24 protein-coding genes are annotated in these 19,688 nt (G+C 68.2%); 15 read left to right on the top strand and 9 right to left on the bottom strand.

Annotation, left to right across the window (positions count from 1 at the left end; translation table 11 throughout):
* Window positions 1-84: 84 nt before the first annotated feature.
* Both ABZV58_RS02915 and aroQ read left to right on the top strand, forming a co-directional pair.
* A complete protein-coding gene (locus tag ABZV58_RS02915) occupies window positions 85-681 on the top strand; it encodes a hypothetical protein (protein WP_354998472.1) in 597 nt (198 codons plus the stop codon).
* A 14-nt stretch (window positions 682-695) separates the two neighbouring features.
* Window positions 696-1,133, top strand: a complete 438-nt coding sequence (gene aroQ / locus ABZV58_RS02910; protein ID WP_354998471.1) for a type II 3-dehydroquinate dehydratase — start codon at window positions 696-698, stop codon at window positions 1,131-1,133.
* A 136-nt stretch (window positions 1,134-1,269) separates the two neighbouring features.
* Here the strand turns inward: aroQ and ABZV58_RS02905 are convergent, their stop codons facing one another.
* Complete coding sequence (locus ABZV58_RS02905) at window positions 1,270-1,716, bottom strand: nitroreductase family deazaflavin-dependent oxidoreductase (RefSeq protein WP_354998470.1); 447 nt, start codon at window positions 1,714-1,716, stop codon at window positions 1,270-1,272.
* Between the two features lie 216 nt (window positions 1,717-1,932).
* Window positions 1,933-2,277: a hypothetical protein gene (locus ABZV58_RS02900; protein ID WP_354999053.1), complete on the bottom strand. Its 345-nt coding sequence runs from the start codon at window positions 2,275-2,277 to the stop codon at window positions 1,933-1,935.
* Between ABZV58_RS02900 and ABZV58_RS02895 the strand changes: the two genes are divergently transcribed.
* Genes ABZV58_RS02895 through ABZV58_RS02885 form a run of 3 tightly spaced genes read left to right on the top strand, consistent with a single transcriptional unit; the run spans window position 2,197 to window position 4,008 of the window.
* Window positions 2,197-2,928 carry an ABC transporter ATP-binding protein gene (locus tag ABZV58_RS02895; RefSeq protein WP_354998469.1) on the top strand — a complete coding sequence of 244 codons (732 nt, stop codon included), beginning with the start codon at window positions 2,197-2,199 and terminating at the stop codon, window positions 2,926-2,928. The two genes, ABZV58_RS02900 and ABZV58_RS02895, sit on opposite strands and share 81 nt — an antisense overlap.
* A complete protein-coding gene (locus tag ABZV58_RS02890; protein WP_354998468.1) occupies window positions 2,925-3,776 on the top strand; it encodes an ABC transporter permease in 852 nt (283 codons plus the stop codon). Before ABZV58_RS02895 ends, ABZV58_RS02890 begins: the two co-directional genes overlap by 4 nt.
* Window positions 3,766-4,008, top strand: a complete 243-nt coding sequence (locus ABZV58_RS02885; protein ID WP_354998467.1) for a helix-turn-helix transcriptional regulator — start codon at window positions 3,766-3,768, stop codon at window positions 4,006-4,008. The genes ABZV58_RS02890 and ABZV58_RS02885 overlap by 11 nt, the downstream gene beginning before the upstream one ends.
* 135 nt (window positions 4,009-4,143) lie before the next feature.
* Here the strand turns inward: ABZV58_RS02885 and ABZV58_RS02880 are convergent, their stop codons facing one another.
* Window positions 4,144-4,998, bottom strand: coding sequence for an NAD(P)-binding domain-containing protein (locus tag ABZV58_RS02880; RefSeq protein WP_354998466.1), 855 nt, complete (start codon window positions 4,996-4,998; stop codon window positions 4,144-4,146).
* 8 nt (window positions 4,999-5,006) lie between these two features.
* Window positions 5,007-5,888, bottom strand: a complete 882-nt coding sequence (locus ABZV58_RS02875; protein WP_354998465.1) for an NAD(P)-binding domain-containing protein — start codon at window positions 5,886-5,888, stop codon at window positions 5,007-5,009.
* Between the two features lie 138 nt (window positions 5,889-6,026).
* On the opposite strand from ABZV58_RS02875, the gene ABZV58_RS02870 reads away from it, so the two are divergent.
* Complete coding sequence (locus ABZV58_RS02870) at window positions 6,027-6,380, top strand: helix-turn-helix domain-containing protein (protein ID WP_354998464.1); 354 nt, start codon at window positions 6,027-6,029, stop codon at window positions 6,378-6,380.
* A gap of 104 nt (window positions 6,381-6,484) precedes the next feature.
* On the top strand, window positions 6,485-7,600 hold the full coding sequence (locus tag ABZV58_RS02865; protein WP_354998463.1) for a glycerate kinase: 1,116 nt from the start codon (window positions 6,485-6,487) through the stop codon (window positions 7,598-7,600).
* A 42-nt stretch (window positions 7,601-7,642) separates the two neighbouring features.
* On the opposite strand, the gene ABZV58_RS02860 is transcribed toward ABZV58_RS02865, so the two are convergent.
* Window positions 7,643-9,220, bottom strand: a complete 1,578-nt coding sequence (locus ABZV58_RS02860; RefSeq protein WP_354998462.1) for an alpha/beta hydrolase — start codon at window positions 9,218-9,220, stop codon at window positions 7,643-7,645.
* Window positions 9,221-9,383: 163 nt separating this feature from the next.
* On the opposite strand from ABZV58_RS02860, the gene ABZV58_RS02855 reads away from it, so the two are divergent.
* Window positions 9,384-9,695 carry a GNAT family N-acetyltransferase gene (locus ABZV58_RS02855; protein WP_354998461.1) on the top strand — a complete coding sequence of 104 codons (312 nt, stop codon included), beginning with the start codon at window positions 9,384-9,386 and terminating at the stop codon, window positions 9,693-9,695.
* A gap of 22 nt (window positions 9,696-9,717) precedes the next feature.
* Here ABZV58_RS02855 and ABZV58_RS02850 read toward each other — a convergent pair whose 3' ends face one another.
* Window positions 9,718-10,479: a 1-acyl-sn-glycerol-3-phosphate acyltransferase gene (locus ABZV58_RS02850; protein ID WP_354998460.1), complete on the bottom strand. Its 762-nt coding sequence runs from the start codon at window positions 10,477-10,479 to the stop codon at window positions 9,718-9,720.
* A gap of 174 nt (window positions 10,480-10,653) precedes the next feature.
* Here ABZV58_RS02850 and ABZV58_RS02845 point away from each other — a divergent pair, with 174 nt between their 5' ends.
* From ABZV58_RS02845 to ABZV58_RS02835, 3 genes are all read left to right on the top strand, one after another.
* On the top strand, window positions 10,654-11,298 hold the full coding sequence (locus tag ABZV58_RS02845; RefSeq protein ID WP_354998459.1) for a YqgE/AlgH family protein: 645 nt from the start codon (window positions 10,654-10,656) through the stop codon (window positions 11,296-11,298).
* A gap of 67 nt (window positions 11,299-11,365) precedes the next feature.
* The gene (locus ABZV58_RS02840; RefSeq protein ID WP_354998458.1) at window positions 11,366-11,941 is read left to right on the top strand and encodes a sigma-70 family RNA polymerase sigma factor; all 576 of its coding nucleotides are present in this window, start codon (window positions 11,366-11,368) and stop codon (window positions 11,939-11,941) included.
* Window positions 11,938-12,648 carry a zf-HC2 domain-containing protein gene (locus ABZV58_RS02835; RefSeq protein WP_354998457.1) on the top strand — a complete coding sequence of 237 codons (711 nt, stop codon included), beginning with the start codon at window positions 11,938-11,940 and terminating at the stop codon, window positions 12,646-12,648. Before ABZV58_RS02840 ends, ABZV58_RS02835 begins: the two co-directional genes overlap by 4 nt.
* Before the next feature lie 45 nt (window positions 12,649-12,693).
* Here ABZV58_RS02835 and ABZV58_RS02830 read toward each other — a convergent pair whose 3' ends face one another.
* The 3 genes from ABZV58_RS02830 to ABZV58_RS02820 form a co-directional block, all read right to left on the bottom strand.
* Window positions 12,694-13,464, bottom strand: a complete 771-nt coding sequence (locus ABZV58_RS02830) for an ABC transporter permease (RefSeq protein WP_354998456.1) — start codon at window positions 13,462-13,464, stop codon at window positions 12,694-12,696.
* The gene (locus ABZV58_RS02825; RefSeq protein ID WP_354998455.1) at window positions 13,461-14,438 is read right to left on the bottom strand and encodes an ATP-binding cassette domain-containing protein; all 978 of its coding nucleotides are present in this window, start codon (window positions 14,436-14,438) and stop codon (window positions 13,461-13,463) included. Before ABZV58_RS02825 ends, ABZV58_RS02830 begins: the two co-directional genes overlap by 4 nt.
* Window positions 14,439-14,571: 133 nt before the next feature.
* The gene (locus ABZV58_RS02820) at window positions 14,572-15,087 is read right to left on the bottom strand and encodes an EXLDI protein (protein WP_354998454.1); all 516 of its coding nucleotides are present in this window, start codon (window positions 15,085-15,087) and stop codon (window positions 14,572-14,574) included.
* A 162-nt stretch (window positions 15,088-15,249) separates the two neighbouring features.
* On the opposite strand from ABZV58_RS02820, the gene ABZV58_RS02815 reads away from it, so the two are divergent.
* From ABZV58_RS02815 to ABZV58_RS02800, 4 genes are read left to right on the top strand one after another with little or no spacing between them, the layout of a single operon-like run.
* Window positions 15,250-16,920: a thiamine pyrophosphate-binding protein gene (locus ABZV58_RS02815; protein ID WP_354998453.1), complete on the top strand. Its 1,671-nt coding sequence runs from the start codon at window positions 15,250-15,252 to the stop codon at window positions 16,918-16,920.
* A complete protein-coding gene (locus ABZV58_RS02810; protein WP_354998452.1) occupies window positions 16,917-17,576 on the top strand; it encodes an SRPBCC family protein in 660 nt (219 codons plus the stop codon). The genes ABZV58_RS02815 and ABZV58_RS02810 overlap by 4 nt, the downstream gene beginning before the upstream one ends.
* A gap of 8 nt (window positions 17,577-17,584) precedes the next feature.
* Window positions 17,585-18,628, top strand: coding sequence for a 3-oxoacyl-[acyl-carrier-protein] synthase III C-terminal domain-containing protein (locus tag ABZV58_RS02805; RefSeq protein ID WP_354998451.1), 1,044 nt, complete (start codon window positions 17,585-17,587; stop codon window positions 18,626-18,628).
* Window positions 18,625-19,659, top strand: coding sequence for an aminotransferase class I/II-fold pyridoxal phosphate-dependent enzyme (locus ABZV58_RS02800; protein ID WP_354998450.1), 1,035 nt, complete (start codon window positions 18,625-18,627; stop codon window positions 19,657-19,659). The genes ABZV58_RS02805 and ABZV58_RS02800 overlap by 4 nt, the downstream gene beginning before the upstream one ends.
* Window positions 19,660-19,688 lie beyond the last annotated feature (29 nt).

Below are 19,688 nucleotides of genomic sequence, written 5' to 3'. Positions count from 1 at the left end.
GCAGAGCGGAACCGCCGTGCTTACTTGCGGCGTAATCTTGTAATCATTGAAAGCACTGCACGACAGTAAGTCAGGTGACTCGCCATGAGAAACGAACATCGCGGACGAGGTTTCGGACGCCCCGGCGGTTGGCAGCAGGCCGATCTCCCCGACCCCGCCGACGTGCCCGACTGGTTCGCCGGACGATTGCCCAGCGACTGGTTCGTCGGCAAACCGGTCATCGAAGTCGACCGCGACGAGATCGTGGTGATCGGCGAATTGCCACTGCCCAAACCCGAGCGCGCCGACGGCGAGGACACCGAAGCGCCCACCGAGAAGATCCCGACCGCGACGAAAGAGGGCGCCGTCGCCCGCTTCCGCGAATCCACCCGCCCCGCGCGGATGCAGATCGCGGGCGAGGCCCAGCGCCGCTACGCCCGCAATGTCGCGTGGGGCGTCTCGGTGGACGGCGAGCGAATCATGTTCACCCAGCTGGCAGTTCCCGTGATGACGCGGCTGCGCCAGCAGGAGCGCAAGGTCCTCGACACCCTTGTCGACTCCGGCGTCGCCCGTTCCCGCTCGGACGCGCTGGCCTGGACGGTGAAACTCGCGGGCAAGCACGCCGAGGCGTGGCTCGAGGAGCTGCGCACCGCCATGCGCAAAGTGGACGACCTGCGTTCGGAAGGTCCGAAGGGTCTGTGAATTAGGGTGACGGCATGGCCGATACCGCACCGATCCTGGTACTCAACGGGCCGAACCTGAACATGCTCGGCACCCGCCAGCCCGAGGTGTACGGTTCGGCCACGCTCGACGACGTGGTCGAACTGTGCGAGCGGACCGCGGCCAGGTTCGGCAGGGAGGTCGTCGCGTTCCAGTCCAATCACGAAGGGGCGCTGATCGATCGGATCCACCAGGCGCGGGGAGCCGAGTCGGGGATCGTGATCAATCCCGGCGGACTGACCCACACCTCGGTGGCGTTGCGCGACGCGCTGGTCATTCCGGAGGTGCCGATCGTGGAGGTGCACATCAGCAATGTGCACGCGCGGGAGGAATTTCGGCACCATTCGTTCATCTCGCCGATCGCGACGGCGGTGATCGCGGGAATGGGGATTCGGGGATACGCCGCGGCGATCGAATTTCTCGCCACTCGCTGAAGTAACCCCGCCTGCACGGCCGTTTCGGCGGACTCCGCGCATCCCTCCGACCTTCGCTGGACTTCCTTCAGCGTGCGCCGTTATTTCCCCGATCGGGCGCAGCGGATTTCGGCGGACTTTCCGCCGAGCGCAGGAATCAGGCGAGGCGGAAGACCGGGAAACCCGGTGCGATAGCGGCGAGTTCGGCGTCGGTGGCGTTCTTCGTCACGCCCTCGAAGAAGCGGTTGACCTCCCAGCCCCACTTCTCCAGGTACACCCGCAGCACCGGAACCTTGTCCGCGTCGGCGACCTCGGTGGCCGTGAACGCCTCGACCTTGCGCCCGAGCCGCAGCTCGCCCTCGCCCGCGACCCGCAGATTCCGCACCCACTGCGTGTGCCCGCGCGGCGCGACCAGGTAGCGCGTGCCGGTCTCGTCGACGAGCAGGTTCACCATCGTGGTCCGCCACTCGCCGCTCTTGCGACCCCGGACGGCCAGCAGCCGCGAATTGGCGATGCTGATCCCCAGCTTGGGCAGCCAGTTGAAGATGCGGTTCATGACGGGATCGAGGCCGGTGGGGGCGATGTAGCGGGTGCTGGCGTTCATGGCGACTCCTGTTGTGAGCGGTGCTCTCTGTTGAGAACAATGATCCACCCGCCTGGCCGTGAAGTCAAGAGCACTGCTCTCGTCTCTTCATGGTGCCCGTACGACCCTCACCCTTCGGGTAGCGGGATCAGCTCCAGATGTTCGGCCTCTGACGTTTCAGCGGCTCCGCCGTGCCCGGCAACCAACTCCACACCCCCACCGTGCGAAACCAGCCATCTACCGCACACGCAGCGCAAATAGCGAACGGAACGATGCGAGGACACGAGCATCGGCGAGGACCACGAGCAGGTGGGGCAGGTGTCGGGCATAGCTCACCCTGAATAACCAACGCCCATAAGGCAACGCCCCACGCCGCGCGGCTCCGAACTCGAGATCCATTCCGATCGGCAGGACTTCGCGCTCTCCGGTTATGTCCGCTGCCAGCCCACCACGATCGAAATCCTCGAAGGCTTCCGCATCCGTTCGACGGGCCGGGTCGAGGTGCTCGGCGCGGATCCGGCGCACGGCGACGAGGCCTGGCGGGCACGCATCGGCGTCGTCCTGCAATCCTGGCGTGATCATGGCAAATGGCGTGTGCGCGAGCTGCTTTCACACCTCGGTGCCTACTACGCGCCGTACGGCTCCGAGCGGATCCGCCGACCTTGGGACACCGACGACCTCATCGCGGCCGTCGGCCTGACCGAACAGGCGGGCGCGAAGATCATGTCGCTGTCGGGCGGCCAGCGCCGCAGGCTCGACGTGGCCATCGGCATCGTGGGCCGCCCGGAACTGCTCTTCCTCGACGAGCCGACCGCAGGCTTCGATCCGCAGGCCCGCCGCGAATTCCACGACCTCGTACACCGTCTGGCCGACGACCAGCAGACCACCATCCTGCTCACCACCCACGACTTGGACGAGGCCGAGAAGCTGGCCGACCGCATCCTGATCCTGGCGGGCGGGCGGATCATCGCGGACGGCTCGGCCGACGAACTGTCCCGTCGCATCGCGGGCGAGGCCGAGGTGCGCTGGACCCGCGACGACCAGCGCTTCGTGCACACCACCACCGAGTCGACCAAGTTCGTCTACGAGCTGTTCATGCAGTACGGCGAGGACATCGGCGAGCTGGAGGTGCGGCGCGCGTCGCTCGAGGACACGTATATGACACTGGTGCGGCAGTTCGAATCCGGCGAGGTGGAGAACGAGGTCCACGCCCTGGAGGAGGTGAAGCGATGAACCCGACGACGAACGCGGTCCGCGCCGGCTTGTCCCGCGGCTGGATCGAGCTGCGGCAATCGGTGACCAACGGCCAAGATCTGTTCGGCATGCTGTTCTGGCCGGTCATCATGGTCGTGGTGCTGTTCTTCATGCGCGACGCGACATTCGAAGCCAGCGGTTTCGATCTCGGCTCGCTCGCGCTGCCGAGCATCCTTGGCATGCTCGTCGCCTTCAACGGGATATTCGGCATCGGCCAGTTGCTCAGTATGGAGCGCGAGGACGGAACCTTGTTGCGCGCCAAGGCGACTCCGAACGGAATGGTCGGCTACTTGGTCGGCAAGGTGGTCACGGTGTCGGGCTGGGTGCTCGTGCCGTTCGTGATCGTGCTGATTCCGGGGTTGTTCCTGGTGGGCGGCACCGAGCTGAACACCGTCGGCGCCTGGCTGTCGCTGATCGGCATCGTGCTGCTCGGCATGCTGGCCACGCTGCCCATCGGCGCGTGCATCGGTTCGCTGTTCGTCAGCCCGCGCGGTGTCGGGTTCGCCTCCATGCCCATCATGGGACTCGTCGCGGTGTCCGGCATCTTCTACCCGATCACCTCGATGCCCGGTTGGGTGCAGGGGCTCGCCCAGTGCTTCCCGGTGTACTGGCTCGGCCTCGGCATGCGCGCGGCGATGTTGCCGGACGAGGCCGCGTCCGTCGAACTCGGCGGCTCCTGGAGGCACTTGGAAACGGTTGCGGTGCTGGGTGTCTGGGCGGCTGCCGGGTTCCTCGTCGCGCCGATCCTGTTGCGCAGGATGGCGCGGCGGGAGTCCGGATCCAGCGTCGCCGCCCGTCGCGAGAAGGCCATGCAGCGTGCCTACTGAGGTCATCTACAACCGGATCGCCATGCTGCGCGCCGAGCGCGGCATCTCCCGGCGCGAGCTGGCGGAGGCGCTCGGCGTGCACTACCAGACGATCGGCTACCTCGAGCGCGGCGAGTACAGCCCGAGCCTGCACTTGGCGCTGCGGATAGCGCAGTATTTCGAGGTGGCGGTGGAGGTCGTGTTCTCCACCGCACCGTTCCCCAGGCTCGGGTCTGCGGCCGAAAGCGCTTGACCACCAGGCGCTTTCGGTTGTGCTGCCGCACGCTCCCGTGCCGATGGCGAATCTGTCCGGGGCGCAGTTGGTTCGGCTGGACCGGATCTGCGGCTCGGACCGACCACGGCGGCGAGGTCGAACCGCCCGGAGACGCTATTCGACCGCGCCGCGGAGCAGCTGGTACGTCGGCACCGGCTCTCCGGCCCGTTCGCTCTCCGCCAGCGCCCGGTCCCAGATCGCCCGCGCCGACCGCAGCAGCGAGGTGTCCACCCCGAGGTCGTCGCCGGTTTCGACGACGTGCGCGGCGCCCGCCGCCATCATCCGCAGATTGCCGAGATCACCCCAGCCGCCCGCCCGCGCGGCGGACGCCATCGCGGCGTAGAAGTCCTCGGCGTCGTGCATCGCGCGCTGCGCGAAAGGCAGGAAACGCCCGATGTCGTCGCCGGCCTGGTCGATCATCGCGAACGCCTGCTCGATACCGAGAAACCACGGCAGGAACGCCGCGTAGACGGCTTGGTAGTAGAGCTGCGCCAAGCCGTCGTCGTCGCCGAGGTACTCATGGGATGCCAGGAGACCCAACAGTTCTCGATGTTCCTCGAACACCTCTCGCGGCCCGCTGTAGAAGATGTACGAGGCGGGCAGGGCGAGACCCTCGGGCTGCGCCATGACGCCCGCGGCGAGGAACCGCCCGCCCCGCTCGCGCACCCATGCGGCGCCCGCTCGCGTGTCGGCGGGCGAATCCGACGACGCGTTGACCACGACCTTGCCGGACAGGCGGCCCTCCGCCTGCCCGAGCACGTCGTACATCGCCGCGTAGTGGGTGAGGCTGAGCACGATCACCTCGTTGGCATCGAGCGCCTCGGCAACCGTCGCCGCGCGCTCGGCGCCGAGTTCGACGACGGCGTCGGCGCGGGCGGCGGTGCGGTTCCACACGGTCACCCGGACACCGGCGTCCAGGAAGGCCCGCACCATCGCCTGGCCCATCGGACCGAGCCCGATGACCGTCACCGAGCGGGTCATACCTGGCGCTCGCCCAGCATGAGCTCGTAGGTGGAGACCGCCTCGCCGCGTTCCTCGCTGGCGGCGACCGCCTTGCGCCAGAAGTCCTGTGCGGTGTGCGAGAAGGTGGCGTCGACGCCGACCTCCTCGCTGGCGTCGATGATGTGCTGCGCGCCCGCGACCATCATCTTCAGACTGGCCAAGGACGCCCAGCCGCCCGCCTGGTTGGCGACGGAGAACTCCTGCATGAAGTAGGGGTACGCCTCGCTGGAACGCACCGCGTACGGCACGAATTGCGCGATGTCGTGACCCGACTTCGCGATCATGGCGGTGGCTTGGTCGAAGGCGAGCAACCACGGATGGAAGGTGGTGAGCAGCGCCTGGTAGAAGATCTGGGCCAGACCGTCGTCCTCGCCCAGGTACTCCTGCGGGCTCAGCGGGCGCAGCAGTTCGGCGTGCGCGTCGAACACCTCGCGCGGACCGCTGTAGAAGATGTAGGACGCGGGGTGGGTGATGTTCTCACCGGCCGACATCACGCCGCCGGAAATGAACTGCGCGCCGCGTTCGCGCACCCACGCCGCGCCCGCGCGGGCCTTTCCCGGCGAATCGGAGGACAGGTTGGCGATCACCTTGCCCGCCAAGTGGTCCTCGGCCTGGCCGAGCACGTCGTACATCGCGGCGTAGTGGGTCAGGCTGAGTACGGTCACCTCGTTGGCGTCGAGCGCCTCGGCGACCGTCGCGGCCCGCTTGGCGCCGAGTTCGACCATCGCGTCGACCTTGTCGGTGCTGCGGTTCCAGACGGTCACCTCGACGCCCGCCTCGAGGAACGCCCGCACCATCGCTTGGCCCATCGGGCCGAGCCCGACGACGGATACGGAGCGGGTGGACTGCTCGGACATTGTGTGCCCCTTCGGTTCTGGTTCTGCTGGTTCGCGGCGCCGGAAACGATGGTCGTCTGTGCAGGTAGAGTCGACAAGACCGTACGTCGAGGTGGGGATACTTACCTCGAGGTCCGAAATATGGTCAGGAGGTCGGCGATGAACGGCAACAGTGGCGTAGATCACGATGCGTGCGGCATGTCGGTCGCCATCGACGTCGTCGGCGGGAAGTGGAAGCTGCACCTGATGTGGGTGCTCGGCGAACAACCACAACGCTTCGGCGAGATCCGGCGCCTGCTCCAGGGTGTGAGCGAGAAGGTCCTCGCCGAGAATCTGCGGCAGATGGAGGCCAGCGGTGTAGTGCATCGCGAGGTGTTCCCGGAGATTCCCCCGCGCGTCGAGTACTCGCTGACGCCTATCGGGCAGGAGCTCGCGGTGGCGCTGCGGCCGCTCGAAGAGTGGGGCGACAAGCATCGGGCGGAGTTGCTGGGGAATCTCGCGTCGGTGGGGTGAACGAGCCCGCTGCCCGGTTGTGCCGCGGCGAGTTGGCTGACCGGGCTACGAGCGCGCGGACGGCGTGACATGCGACCGCCTCCCGCCGCGCCGACAATGTGGGGATGACCGCCGCACCGCGGGTGCTGCTCGCGCCTGACAAGTTCAAGGGTTCGCTGACCGCCTCCGAGGTGGCGGCCGCGCTGGCGGCCGGGATCGCGGCGGTGCGTCCGGATGCGGAGATACGGCGGGTTCCGATCGCCGACGGCGGTGACGGGACCGTGGACGCGTTCGTCGCCGCGGGGTGGGAGCGGGTCGAGACGATCGCGCCGGGACCGACGGGTGTGCCCGCGCCCGCCGCCTACGCGGTGCGTGGCGATACGGCGGTCGTGGAGCTGGCCGAGGTCGTCGGACTGCTGAAACTTCCTGGCGGCCAGTTCGATCCGCTCGGCGCGGGTACGGAGGGGCTCGGCGTCGTCATCGCGGACGCACTCGACCGCGGAGCGACGCACATCGTGCTCGGCTTGGGCGGCAGCGCGTCCACCGATGGAGGTGCGGGTCTGCTGCGCGCTCTAGGCGCCCGCGTGCTCGATGCCGCTGACCTCGAATTGCCCTCGGGTGGAGCGGCTTTGGCGCGCGCGACGCGGATCGATCGCAGCGGCCTGCACCCGAAAGCCGCCGCGGCCCGTTTCACACTCGCCTGCGACGTGGACAACCCGCTGCTCGGCCCGAAAGGCGCGGTCGCGGTGTACGCCACACAGAAGGGCGCCGACGCGGAGCAACGGACGATTCTCGAAGCGGCGCTGACCAATTGGGCGAACCTACTCGGCCCGGAGTTCGCCGAACGCCCAGGCGCGGGCGCGGCGGGCGGCACCGGCTTCGGCGCCCTCGCGGTACTCGGCGCCCGAGTACGCAGCGGCATCGAGGTACTACTCGAACTCCTCGACTTCCCGGCTCTGCTCCGCGACGCGACCCTCGTCGTGACGGGCGAAGGCGCCCTCGACGCGCAAAGCCTGCACGGCAAAGCTCCCATCGGCGTATGCCACGCGGCGCGCACCGCGGGCGTCCCGGTCGTCGCGGTAGCCGGTCGCGTCCAGCTCCCCCTGGATGCCCTGCACACCGCGGGCTTCACCACCGCGTACTCGCTGAGCGACCTCCAACCCGATCCCGCCCGTTCCATGGCGAACGCCGCACAACTGCTCGAACAAGTCGGCGCGCGCATCGCCGAACAAGAACTCTGACACCGACGCCCACTTCGATGCACATTCAAGCCGCGGCCCGCGTCACCGACTCGGCAGCGGGGCCTGTTCTGCGTGGGTGGTCGCGACCTGGCCGGTGCGCAAGTAGGTGAGCACCGCGTCGTCGACCGCGGGGTTTCCACGACCGAAGGTGCCGTGGTCGCCGCCCTCGACCGTGATCAGCGAACCCTGGAGCGCTCGCGCCATCGCGGGTCCGCCCTCGTACGGCGTGAGTGCGTCGTGGCGGCTTTGCAGCACAAGGGGTTTGACGCGAAGGTCGGCGCCGGTGAGGGGGACCGGCTCGGCGATCGGGCGCCAGGATCCGCAGCTGAGGCCAGCGCGGACCAAGTCGGCCCGGGCGTCCATGGCGTTGCCACCGGAGGCGATGGTGCCGATGGCGGCGCCGATCAGTTCCGGGCGGCCGGGCACCGCGTTCTCGTTGCAGGTGATGGCGGAGAAGACGAAGCGGCCGGTGGGGTCGGTGGCGGTGGCGCCCTCGATGGCGAGCAGTCGCTGCACGTTCGCCGGATCGGCGTTGGCGTCGGACATGGCCCGCGCGAAGGTCGGCCAGAAGGAGCGGGTGTAGGTGGCCACCGCGGTCGCGCCGACCAGCGGCACCTGGGCGGAGCTGCCGCCGGATATCAAGGTGCGCACCAGATTTTGCAGTTTGCCGCCCTGCTCCATCGTGCCGTTGTAACCGTCGCGGGCGAGCTCGGCCAGCGGTTCGGGCAGTTCGCCGGGCAGATCGGCCACGCTCGCCGGCGGCGGCGTCAGGTTGGCGTACCAGCCGCCGCCCTGCGCGGAGACCAGCCGCACCCAGTTCTGGTAGACGCGCAAAGCCGTGTCACCGAGCCGGTATTCGCCGTTGTGCTCGGCGATCCAGGCGAACAGGTCGTCGAGCCGCTGCTTGCCCGCGGCTTGCTGCTGGGCGAACTCCTCGGTCCACACCCAGTCGGGGTGCACGTTGGAGTCCAGCACCATCCGCTCCACGCGGTCCGGGAACAGCGAGGCGTAGACGGCGCCGAGATAGGTCCCGTACGAAGTGCCGAGATAGCTGATCCGCTCGACGCCGAGCGCGGCGCGCACCGCCTCCATGTCGCGGGCGGTGTTCTCGGTGGTGATGGTGTCCAGGTAGCCGGGCTGCGCCGCGTCGCAGGCCTTCTTGATCTCGTCGCGGCTGCCGCCGCCGATCGACACCTGTTGTCCCTCAGCTGTTTCCGATGCGCAGCGGAGCGGAGTGGCCCAGCGCAGACCGCGCGGCTGCACCGCTATGCGGTCGTAGTGGGCGTTCAGCTCGGTGGGCATGACCTCGATCCGCTGCGCCCAGTAGGCGAGACTGTCCGCGCCGGGACCGCCGGGGTTGGTGAAGATGACGCCGTGCCGTTCGCCGGTGGCGGCGATCCGGCTGACGGTGAGATCGATACGCGGACCGTCGGGTTCGGCGTGGTTCATCGGCACGCTGATCACCGCGCACTGCACGCCAGCGCCTTCGGGCACCGAGCCGTCCGGGCAAGATCCGAAAGCCGTTGTGGGAGCGGCCTCGGCGAGCCCCGTCACGACCGACCCGCCGAGCATGCTCGCCGCGGCGAGGGCGGCGGCCACCCGTGAAATACGCGTCCTCATCATGTTTTCGCACCTCCGCCGGGCCACGGCTCTCGGGGAGCGCGCGACGCGACCAAGAGCATTCTGCTCAGGCGGCCACCCGGTAGACAAGTCGAACCGGCTATTTCACACCGGGATCCGCTGCGATGTCTCGCCATCGGGCGCATCAGAGTAGCGTCGAACCATGTCGACCGAGGTCCGCAACAACACCGCCATGGAACGATTCGAGATCTACGTCGACGGTGCGATCGCCGGGTACGCCGAGTACCAGGACACCGCGTCCGAGCGGGCGTTCGTGCACACCGAGATCTACCCCAGCTACGAGCGCCAGGGTTACGCCACCCAACTGGTCGGCACGGCGCTGGCGGGCACCCGCCGCGAGGGCTTCGGCGTGCTGCCGATGTGCCCGCTGGTGCAGCACTTCGTGCAGACGCACCCCGAGTACATCGCCTCGGTGCCGCACTGGGCCAGACAGCGACTCGGCCTGCCGCAGTAGACGCGCCCTGCGGATCACTCCCTCAGTAGTTCGCAACCGCCCCATCGAGCGCCAGCTGCAAATCCGCGCGCACCAGCCGCGCGATGTCCGCGGGCTTGTTCGGCAGATCGGTGATCGGCGACTGGAAGTAGAAGCTGGCCGACTTGGCCTCTTCCTTGGTCGGCTCGATCTTCGGGTCGGGGCGGGGACCGTAACTGAGACCGAGGCTGACCAGCGCCGGGTGCACGCCGAGCTTCATGGCCCGGAACGCGATGTGCCCGATGCCGCTGCCGACGGCCTGCACCTGGGTCGGGTCGACGTCGTTGCAGGTGCCTTCGGGGAAGACGGCGATGTGGTCGCCGCGCGCCAGCCGTTCGGCGCAGATGTCCATCATTCGCTGACCCGCCGCGTTCACCGCCCTGATGCCGTGGTCCTTGCCGCGGAACACCGGGATCCCGCCCATCATGTCCACCTTGCGCCGCTGGTCGGGATCGATGAACAGCTCGTCCTTGGCCAGCACCCGAACCTTGCCGATGACCGAGCGCAGCGGGCTGCGCCAGGCCGCCGCGGCGACCGTGTACGGATCGCTCTGCGACAGGTGGTTGATCGCGAAGATGATCGGTCGTCCGCTCTTGGTCAGCGTCCGCACCGCCTCCTTCGCGCGCTCGGCGTAGCTGATCCGCGGATGGTAACGGCGTCCCAGAAGGGCATAAGCGGCCATCGCCTTCAGCCGGTTCTGCCGGTGATCGCGATAGTAGTCGTAGACGCTGTCACTGTTCTCGAGGACGACCTCGGGCGGTTCCATACCGCCGACTCTACGACGTCGCCGGGCATGCGATACATCGGGCGGGCGAGAGATATCGCACGTCGGTAAGCTGGCCCAGACAGTTCGCGCGTCGAACGCCGCCGAATGAACTTTCGCCGAAATCCACGGGCCTGGAAACGAGCACTCGGGCGCACAAACTGCGATGATGTCCGGGTGGCACGCGGAGACGACCCGGATGATCGGAAAACTCACGGCGGGCACGGTGACCGTCGCCGGCGCGATTTCCGGCGCGGCGAGCAGGCGGTGCGCGCGGGCACCCTGCTGCTGGCGGCGACGGACCTGGTCGAGCCGACCTTCCGAAGAACCGTCGTGTACATCATCGAGCACAACGACTCCGGCAGTCTCGGCGTCGTGCTGAACCGCCCCACCGACACCGCGGTACACGACGTGCTGCCGCGCTGGGCGGATCTGGCCACCACACCGCGCACGCTGTTCAGCGGCGGACCGGTGAAACGGGACGCCGCACTGTGCCTCGGCACCCTGAAGGCGGGCGCCACCACCGCCGGGGTGCCCGGTCTGCGCCGCATCGACGGCCGCGTGGTGCTCGTCGATCTCGACGCCGATCCCGAGCGCATCGGCCCGCTCGTCGAGGGCCTGCGCATCTTCGCGGGCTACTCCGGCTGGACCTTCGGACAACTCGAGGGCGAACTGGAGAACGAGGACTGGATCGTCCTCTCGGCTCTCTCCTCCGACCCGATCAGCACCGGCCGCTCCGATCTCTGGGCGCATGTCCTGCGCCGCCAGCCGCTCCCGCTCTCGCTGCTGGCCACGCACCCGATTGAACTGGAACGCAACTGAGCTCGTGTACTCCTCGAAACGAGAAGGAGTCCACACCGTGAAACGCACGAACTGACCCGGTGAGCGCATGGGTATCCCACCGGAACAACCCCGGCCCACCGACGCGGCCGCAGCCCAGCGCGGCGCGGCGGGCGAGCCGGACGACCAGGCCGAGCTGATGCGCGTGCTGTACCAGGAGCACGCGCCCGCGCTCTGGCGCTACACCCTCGGCCTGGTGCACGACGCCGGACGCGCCGAGGACATCGTGCAGGAAACGCTGCTGCGCGCGTGGCAGCGGCCGAACGTGCTCGATCAGCAGACGATGTCGGCGCGCGCGTGGCTGTTCACGGTCGCCCGCAACCTGGTCGTCGACGAGCATCGCAGCGCACGCAATCGCAGGGAGTTCCGCACCGACAGTCCGCCCGAACAACCCGCACCCGATCAGGCCGATCGGACGCTGGACGGCTGGCTGGTCGCCGACGCGCTGGCCCGGCTGAGCGCCGACCACCGCGAGGTGATCGTGCGCGCCTACTATCGCGGCCTGTCCACCCACCAGATCGCGGCCGAACTGGAGATTCCGCCCGGCACGGTGAAATCGCGCATGCATTACGGTATGCGGGCGCTGCGGCTGGCGTTGCACGAAATGGGGGTGACGAACCGATGACGCAAATCGCCGACGACTACACGACGTGGGACGCGCCCTACGTGCTCGGCTCCCTCACCGGCAGCGAGCGCCGCGAATACGAGGAGCATCTCGCGCGCTGCGCCGACTGCCGCGCCTCCGTCGCCGAGCTCGCCGGACTGCCGGGCATGCTCGCGCTGGTGCCGACCGAGACCGCGCTCGGCATGATCGGCACGGCCGACGGCGCCGCGCCCGAGGCAGAGCCGCCGGTTCCCGACCTGCTGCCGAGACTGGCCGCCGCGGAACAGCGACGCAGACGGCGCGGCCGGTGGGCGGCGCTCGGCGGGGCGGTCGCTGCCGCCGCCGCGGCCGTCGCGATCGCCATCCCGGTGCTGAACACGACGACCGTGACGGAACCTCCGGTGGTCGAGCAGGTGATCGCGGAACGGTCGATGAGCCCGCTGGAGCCGACCCCGATCTCGGCCAGTTTCAAGCTGATGGCCGACGGCGAGCGGGCCCGTGTCGTGATGAGCTGCACCTACGGGCCGAGCGACCTGCGCTACACCTACAAGTACACGCTGCTGGTGACCGGCGCCGACGGCCGCCAGCTCGAGCTGGACGAATGGCCCGCGGGCCCCGGCACCGCGCTGACCGTGGACCGCACCATCGACATGGCGCCCGACCAGGTGCAGAAGGTGGAGATCAAATCGTCCGCTACCAACAAGGTGGTCCTCACCGGGACGGTTTGAGCGCCCAGAACCGCCGCGACACCCGGTGATGTCGCGGCGGTCGGTTCAGACGGTCTGCTTGCGGAACAGCGACGTCGACCAGAGGTAGCCGACCAGGCCGAGACCGACGCACCAGGCGAGCGCGATGATGCCGTTGTTGCCGATCTCCGTACCCATCAGCAGACCGCGCAGCGTCTCGGTCAGCGGAGTGAACGGCTGGTACTCGGCGAACTGGCGCATGCCGACCGGCATGGTGTCGGTGGCGACCAGCCCGCTGCCGAGGAACGGCATCATCACCAGCGGGAAGGGCAGGTTGCTCGCGCTCTCCGGATTGACCGCGATCAGGCCGAGCGCCACCCCGAGCCAGGAGAACGCGAACATCACCAGCGCGAACAGGCCGAACACGGCCACCCATTCCACCGGGTTGGCGTCCGGCCGGAATCCGATGAGCAGCGCCACCGCGACCATGATCACGACGCCGATGAGCGCCTGGATCAGCGCGCCGATGACATGCCCCGCCAGCATCGAGGGCTGGAAAATCGCCATGGTGCGAAGGCGGTTCACGATGCCCTTGGTTTTGTCGGACGCGATGGAGACCGATACCGCGACCGTCAAGTACGCCGGGAGCATCAGCATCATGCCCGGTGTCAGGTAGTCGATGTAGTTGCCGCCCGAGGACTTCTCCAGCGCGCCACCGAACACGAAGTTGAACACCAGCATCAGAATCACCGGCATGATCACCACGCCGAAGGTCAAGCTGGGATACCGCTTGGCGTGCAGCAGGTTTCGCCGCAGCATGGTCACCGAATCGGCGAGGGCAAACGAAGTAGCGTTCATCGCGCGATCTCCTTCTCGGCAGTCGGGTGCCCGGTGAGGGCGAGGAAGACGTCGTCCAGGTTCGGGGTGTGCACGGAGAGGCCTTCGACCTCGATGCGCGCGTCGTCGAGCCGATCCAGCACGAAGCGCAGCGATTTCACGCCACCGTCGCTCGGCACCGCGAGCGTCAGCTCCTCGTCGCCGACGCCGTCCAGCACGCGGGCCGTCTCACCGAGAACTCGGGCCGCGGCGGAAAGCTCTACGGCGGTGCCGAATTCGAGACGGATGTGTCCGCCGGGCACCAGCTTCTTCAGTTCGGCCGCGGTGCCCTCGGCGACGATGCGACCACCGTCCAGCACGGCGATCCGGTCGGCGAGCTGATCGGCCTCCTCGAGGTACTGGGTGGTGAGGAAGACGGTCACGCTGTAGTCGTCGACCAGCGCGCGGATGATCTCCCACATGGAACGCCTGCTGCGGGGGTCGAGACCGGTCGTCGGTTCGTCCAGGAAGATGACGCGCGGGTCGCCGACCAGCGTCATCGCCAGGTCGAGTCGCCGGACCATGCCGCCGGAGTAGGTCGCGGCCGTCTTGTCGGCAGCCTCGACCAGGTCGAAGCGGGCCAGCAGATCGTCGGCCAGACGTTTGCCATCCCGCCGCGGCAAATGGTGCAGATCCGCCATGAGCAGCAGGTTCTCCCGGCCGGTCAGCAGTTCGTCCACCGCCGAGAACTGTCCGGTCACCCCGATCACCGAGCGCACCTCGTTGCGCTCGGCGGCGAGATCGTAACCTCCCACCCGGATTTCGCCGGAGTCCGCGCCGATCAGCGTGGTGAGGATCTGCACGGTCGTGGTCTTGCCCGCGCCGTTCGGCCCGAGCAGGGAGAAGATGGTCCCTTCCGGCACGGTGAGATCGATGCCGTCGAGCACCACTTGCTCGCCGTACGATTTGCACAGGCCGAACGCCGAGATCGCCGGCGCACGATGACCGTTGATCATGGTGGTCCTTTCGTCAAAATTCATTACTCAATGCGAATAAGTGCATGTTTCACCCGCACCGCCGCCCAATCGCGGTGCGGTGTCGCTTTTTAGAACGCGCTGTTCGGTTGTCGCGGAGCGCTTTTCGCGCGACCTAGATGTCGAGATCCTCGATATGCGGGCGGTCGGCGATGTAGGCCACGCGCTCGTAGAGCTTGGCGGGCATCTTGTCCTTCAGCTCGTCGAGCGTGTCGGCGATCTCCATGACGAAATCGCCCCAGTCCTGATCACCGATGCCGGTGATCCGCCGCCACTGCCTCCAGTCCTTGAAAATGTTGGTGTCGGTGGGAAGTTCGGACCAGTTCGAGTACTGCGCGTGCAGCACGAACTTGCCCTTGCGCGACCGGAAGACCCGTACGTGCTCCGATCGCGTGTCGTTGACGTCGCGCCACTCGCCGAGCAGGGATCCGGCGAAACGCACCTGCCGGACACCGTTGTGGCCGACCCGGAGGACCACTTCCTCGTACCCTTCTTGGCGCCCCTCTTCCAGCTCGATGAAACGGCGCAGCGCCGTGGTCACCGCGCCGGACAGATTGCCGCCCACCAGCTCCTGGGCGCGCTGGAACAGCGGTAGATCGTCGTCGGCTACGTAGATGGTCTTGTTGGGCATGAACTCACTATACGTAGATGTATACGTACACGCAAGGCTCTTCCCCACCGGCTCGGCCGTTCGATTTGAACCGCGCGGCGGGGCATCTCGTATTCCTCGTGTACGAGGTATGCGATCGGCCGGGCGCACCCACTGTGTCCCGCATCCGGGGAAGGAGCATCCATGCCGGACAGGGTCGTGGACTATCTGGTTCGGGCGGTTTCGACACTCGGTGTGCGGCATATCTTCGGGGTCGACGGCGCCAATATCGAAGACCTCTACGACGCGCTGTTCGACTCCGAGGTCACCGGCGTGGTGGCCAAGCACGAATTCTCCGCGGCCACCATGGCCGACGGATACGCCAGGGTCACCGCGGGATTCGGCGTCGTCGCCGCGACATCCGGCGGCGGTGCGATGAATCTCGTTGCCGGACTGGCCGAATCGTATGCGTCCAGGGTGCCGGTGCTGGCGCTCGTCGGTCAGCCGCCGACGGCGCTGGAGGGCCGAGGGGCGTTCCAGGACTCCAGCGGGCGTGCGGGCGCGATCGATGCGGTCCGCCTGTTCGGCTCCGTCAGCCGGTACTGCGCCCGTGTGGAAACGGCGGCCCAGCTGCCCGACAGTGTGGTCAGGGCAGTGGCCGCCGCCCGGCGCGGTGGGCCTGCCGTCCTGCTGCTGCCCAAGGATGTGCAGCAGGCCGGGCTCGACACGGTCCCGCCGTTCCGGTTGCCGCCCCGCTCGCACCGTCGCGATGCGAGCGGGCTCACCGCGGTGCGCGCCGCGCTCGTCGCGGCGCGCAGCACGGGAAAGATCGTGATCATCGCGGGAGATCAAGTCGCCCGCGACGACGCACGCGACGAATTGGCCCGCCTCGCTACGGCTCTGGACGCCACGGTCGGTGTCGCCCCGGACGCCAAGGACGTCTACGACAACTTCGATCCCGGATTCTGCGGCGTCGCGGGCAGCATGGGCCACCCCGAACTCACCGCGGACCTCCGATCGGCCGCGCTCTGCCTGGTGATCGGCACCCGCCTACCCGTCACCGCGCGCGCCGGGCTCGACGACCTGCTCGGCGACCTCACCGTGGCCAGCGTCGGCATCGCCCCGCCGTACCCGCCGACGATCCACGCGACGAGCACCGACCTGTCGATCACACTCGGCGAACTCGCCGACGAATTCGCTTGCACCGCAAGGGCAACGCATGCGACTCCGGACGCAGCCGCCCTGACACCGCTCCAGGTACCGGCCGCCGACGGGCCTGGTCTGCGCTATCGAGAACTCGTCGAGACCATCGACGCGGCACTGCCCGCGGGCACCGACGTCTTCGCCGACGCGGGCAACACCGGCGCCGCGGTGGTCCACCACCTGCGCGTGCCGCGCGGCGGACGGTTCGTCGTCGCCCTCGGCATGGGCGGGATGGGCTACGCCTTCGGCGCGGGCATCGGCGCCGCGTTCGCCCGGCGCGGGCCCGGTCGCACCGTGGTGATCGCGGGCGACGGGGCTTTCTACATGCACGGCATGGAGGTGCACACCGCCGTCGAACACCGGCTGCCGATCACGTTCGTCGTGCTGAACAACAACGCGCACGCCATGTGCGTCACGCGCGAACAGCTCTACTACCGAGATCGCTACAGCTTCAACAGGTTCCAGCCCGCGTTCCTCGGCGACGGCATCGCCGCCATGTTTCCCCGCATACCCGCCTACACCGTGCGCACACCGGCCGAACTCGCCGACGCGCTCGGCCGCTGCCTAGCGACATCGGGGCCGTCGTTCCTCGCGATCGACTGCGACCCCGACGAGATCCCCCCGTTCACACCGTTTCTCACCACACTCGAGAACTCCAGGAGGACCCCGTGACGACCAGCGCCCTGCCCGCGCTCAGCGACATCCCGGAAGACGTCGTACCCGGCGTGCTGCGGATCGAGAACTCCGACAAGGACGAGACCACCCCGATCATCATGGACATGCTGCGGTCGGTGTACCCGCACGACCAGATCTTCGGGGACTTCTGCCCGGTCCAGGGCTATGTCGCCGCGCCGCCCCGCGAGGTGTACGAGTACCTGGCCGACACTAGGTCGCTGGAGGAATGGACCTACAGCCTGCGCGGATTCACCGAAACCGAGGAACCGGGCCTGTGGCTGGCCTACGACCGGCTCGGCGATTCCACGAAGATCTACACCCGCACGGTGGCCAATCCGGACGCGATGACGGTCGACTACCACTGCGCGTGGGATCAGGGGCGGCACCTGTGGATGGTCTACCTGATGCGGGTCGTCGACGCGCAAGTGGTGCTGAACAAGCCGGGTTCGGTTGTGCTGTGGACGAATTGCCGTCACCCGTTCTACGACGAGAACCCCTATCCCGAGACCGCGCCCGCCGGGCGTCCGGTCTGGGTCGGCGACTTCTGGGAGATGTTCTCCGCTGGACATCAGCTCGAGCTCGACAACCTCAAGGCGATCTGTGAATGCCGGGCCGCGCACGGTTTGCCGATCAAACCCGACTGGATGAAGTGAGGACGGCCATGTACGCGACCGATCCGGACGCTTCGTCGCTGCCGACCGTCAGCCTTGTCGACGTGTCCTCCTACCTGCCGGGTGCGCCCGTCGATACCGAGTACTTCACCCAGTTCGCGCGCTCGGACCGGATGGCGAAGAACGTGATGTTCCGTGCCCCGCGCGGTCGGCACCACGTGGCACGGGACGAGACCGCCGTCGACATGATCGAGCGCGCGGTCGAGCCGCTGCGGCAACGCCGTGGGGCACAGGAGCTTTCGAGCGTCGACGTGCTGATCACGCACACACAGTTGCCGGACAACCCGGTGCTCGGCAGCGGGCCCGAGGTCGCCAGGCGGCTCGGTATTCGCCCGCGCGTCGTCTACGACATCCACAACGGCGGCTGCGCGGCCTTCGTGCACATGATGGCGCTGGCCCGAATGATCTTGCAGACCACCGACGCTCGCACCGCGCTCATCGCGGTCGCCCAGAACTGCGCGGGACCGGTGTTCACCCAGACCGAGATTCGCAAACTCGCGCAGGCGCCGGTGCCCGGCGACGGCTGCGGTGTCGGGCTGCTGGTCAAGGACGACAGCGCGCCGATCCTCGACATCGAATGCCGCACCTACCCGGAATTCGCCGGAGACATGGATTTCACCACCAACGGCGAGCGCAAGTACTGGGAACCCGGTCCCGGCCAGGCCTGTGTGAGTTTCACCGAATCCAAGGTGACCAAGGTGTTCGCGCGCGGCAACCGGCTGGTGCCGGAAGTGGCGCTCGCGGTGTGCGATCGGATCGGTGTGAAGGGGCGCGACATCGACACGTTCGTCACCAACCAACCGAACCGGCTGTTCCTGCGCAACTGGCACGACGCGCTCGAGCTGCCAGCGGAACGGCACCCCGACACCTTCGACCGGTGCGGAAACCTGTTCGCCGCAGGTATTCCCGTCACCTTGGACGTGGAGAATCAGGCCGGGCGGCTGCGCAACGGGTCGGTGGTGCTGATGTCCGCGTTCGCGCACGCGGGCGATTTCGCGGCCGCCGCGGCGGTGCGCTGGGGCGCGGCGGGATGAACATCGGGTCCGCCGAGGACACCCGCTCCTCGCGACACCACCGTCGGCGATCGCGGCCGGTGCGGTTCGACCTCTCGCTGAGCGAGAATCCCTTCCCGCCGCTGCCTTCCGTGCTTCGTGCGGTGAATCGCGCTCTCGCGCAGGCGAATCGGTATCCCGAGTTCCTGCCTCGGCTGCTACCCGAGATCATCGCGCGGCACGTCGGCGTGCGCGGCGACCAGGTGGTCGTCGGGTCCGGAGCGACCGGAGTCGCCATGCAGATCATCCAGGCCGTCACCGGCGAGGGCACGGAGATCGTCACGGGCACGCCGACCTTCGACGGGTATCCGATCATCGCGGGGATGCTCGGGATGAATATGGTTCCGGTGCCGTTGGACGCCTCGGGCAATCAAGATCTTCCCGCGATGCGGCGGGCGATCGACAAGCGGACGGCGCTGGTCGTGGTGTGCCGTCCGCACAACCCCACCGGCACCGTCGTGCCCATCGGTGAACTGAAGTCCTTCCTGAGCGCCGTGCCGCACCGGGTGACGGTCGTGCTGGACGAGGCGTACGCCGAGTTCCTCGGGCCCGCCGAGCGGACGGACACGCTCGCACTGCTGCGGAAGTATCCGAATCTCCTTGTGCTGCGGACGTTCTCGAAGGCCTATGGACTCGCGGGGCTACGCATCGGATACGCGTACGGGCGGCGCGAACTCGTCGAACGCGTGCGACGACTGCAACTTCCCTTCGGCGTCTCCGCCTCCGCCGTCGCCGCCGTGTCCGCGTCCTACGCCGCCGAACCGGAACTCGAGGCCCGGATCCGGCTCATCACCGCCGAACGCGAGGCGTTGCGCAACGCACTGCTCGCCTGCGGCCACACCGTCCCCCGCAGCCACGCCAACTTCCTCTACCTCCCCGGGCCGGGGGTGGCGACGGCGTTGCGGCGGGCGGGTATCGCGGCGAAGGTCTACCCGGACGGGAGTGCACGCATCGCCGTCGGCGATCGGGAGGCGGGACGGGCGGTGTTGGCGGCCGTCGCGGGATTGCGTTGACCAACGTCCGGAACGCCTCCCGAACGGAT

It is taken from the genome of Nocardia sp. NPDC004654, assembly GCF_040609595.1.
Taxonomy (GTDB): Bacteria; Actinomycetota; Actinomycetes; order Mycobacteriales; family Mycobacteriaceae; genus Nocardia.
Note: the sequence above shows the minus strand (reverse complement) of the source record. Positions and strands in the feature narration are given on the sequence as shown.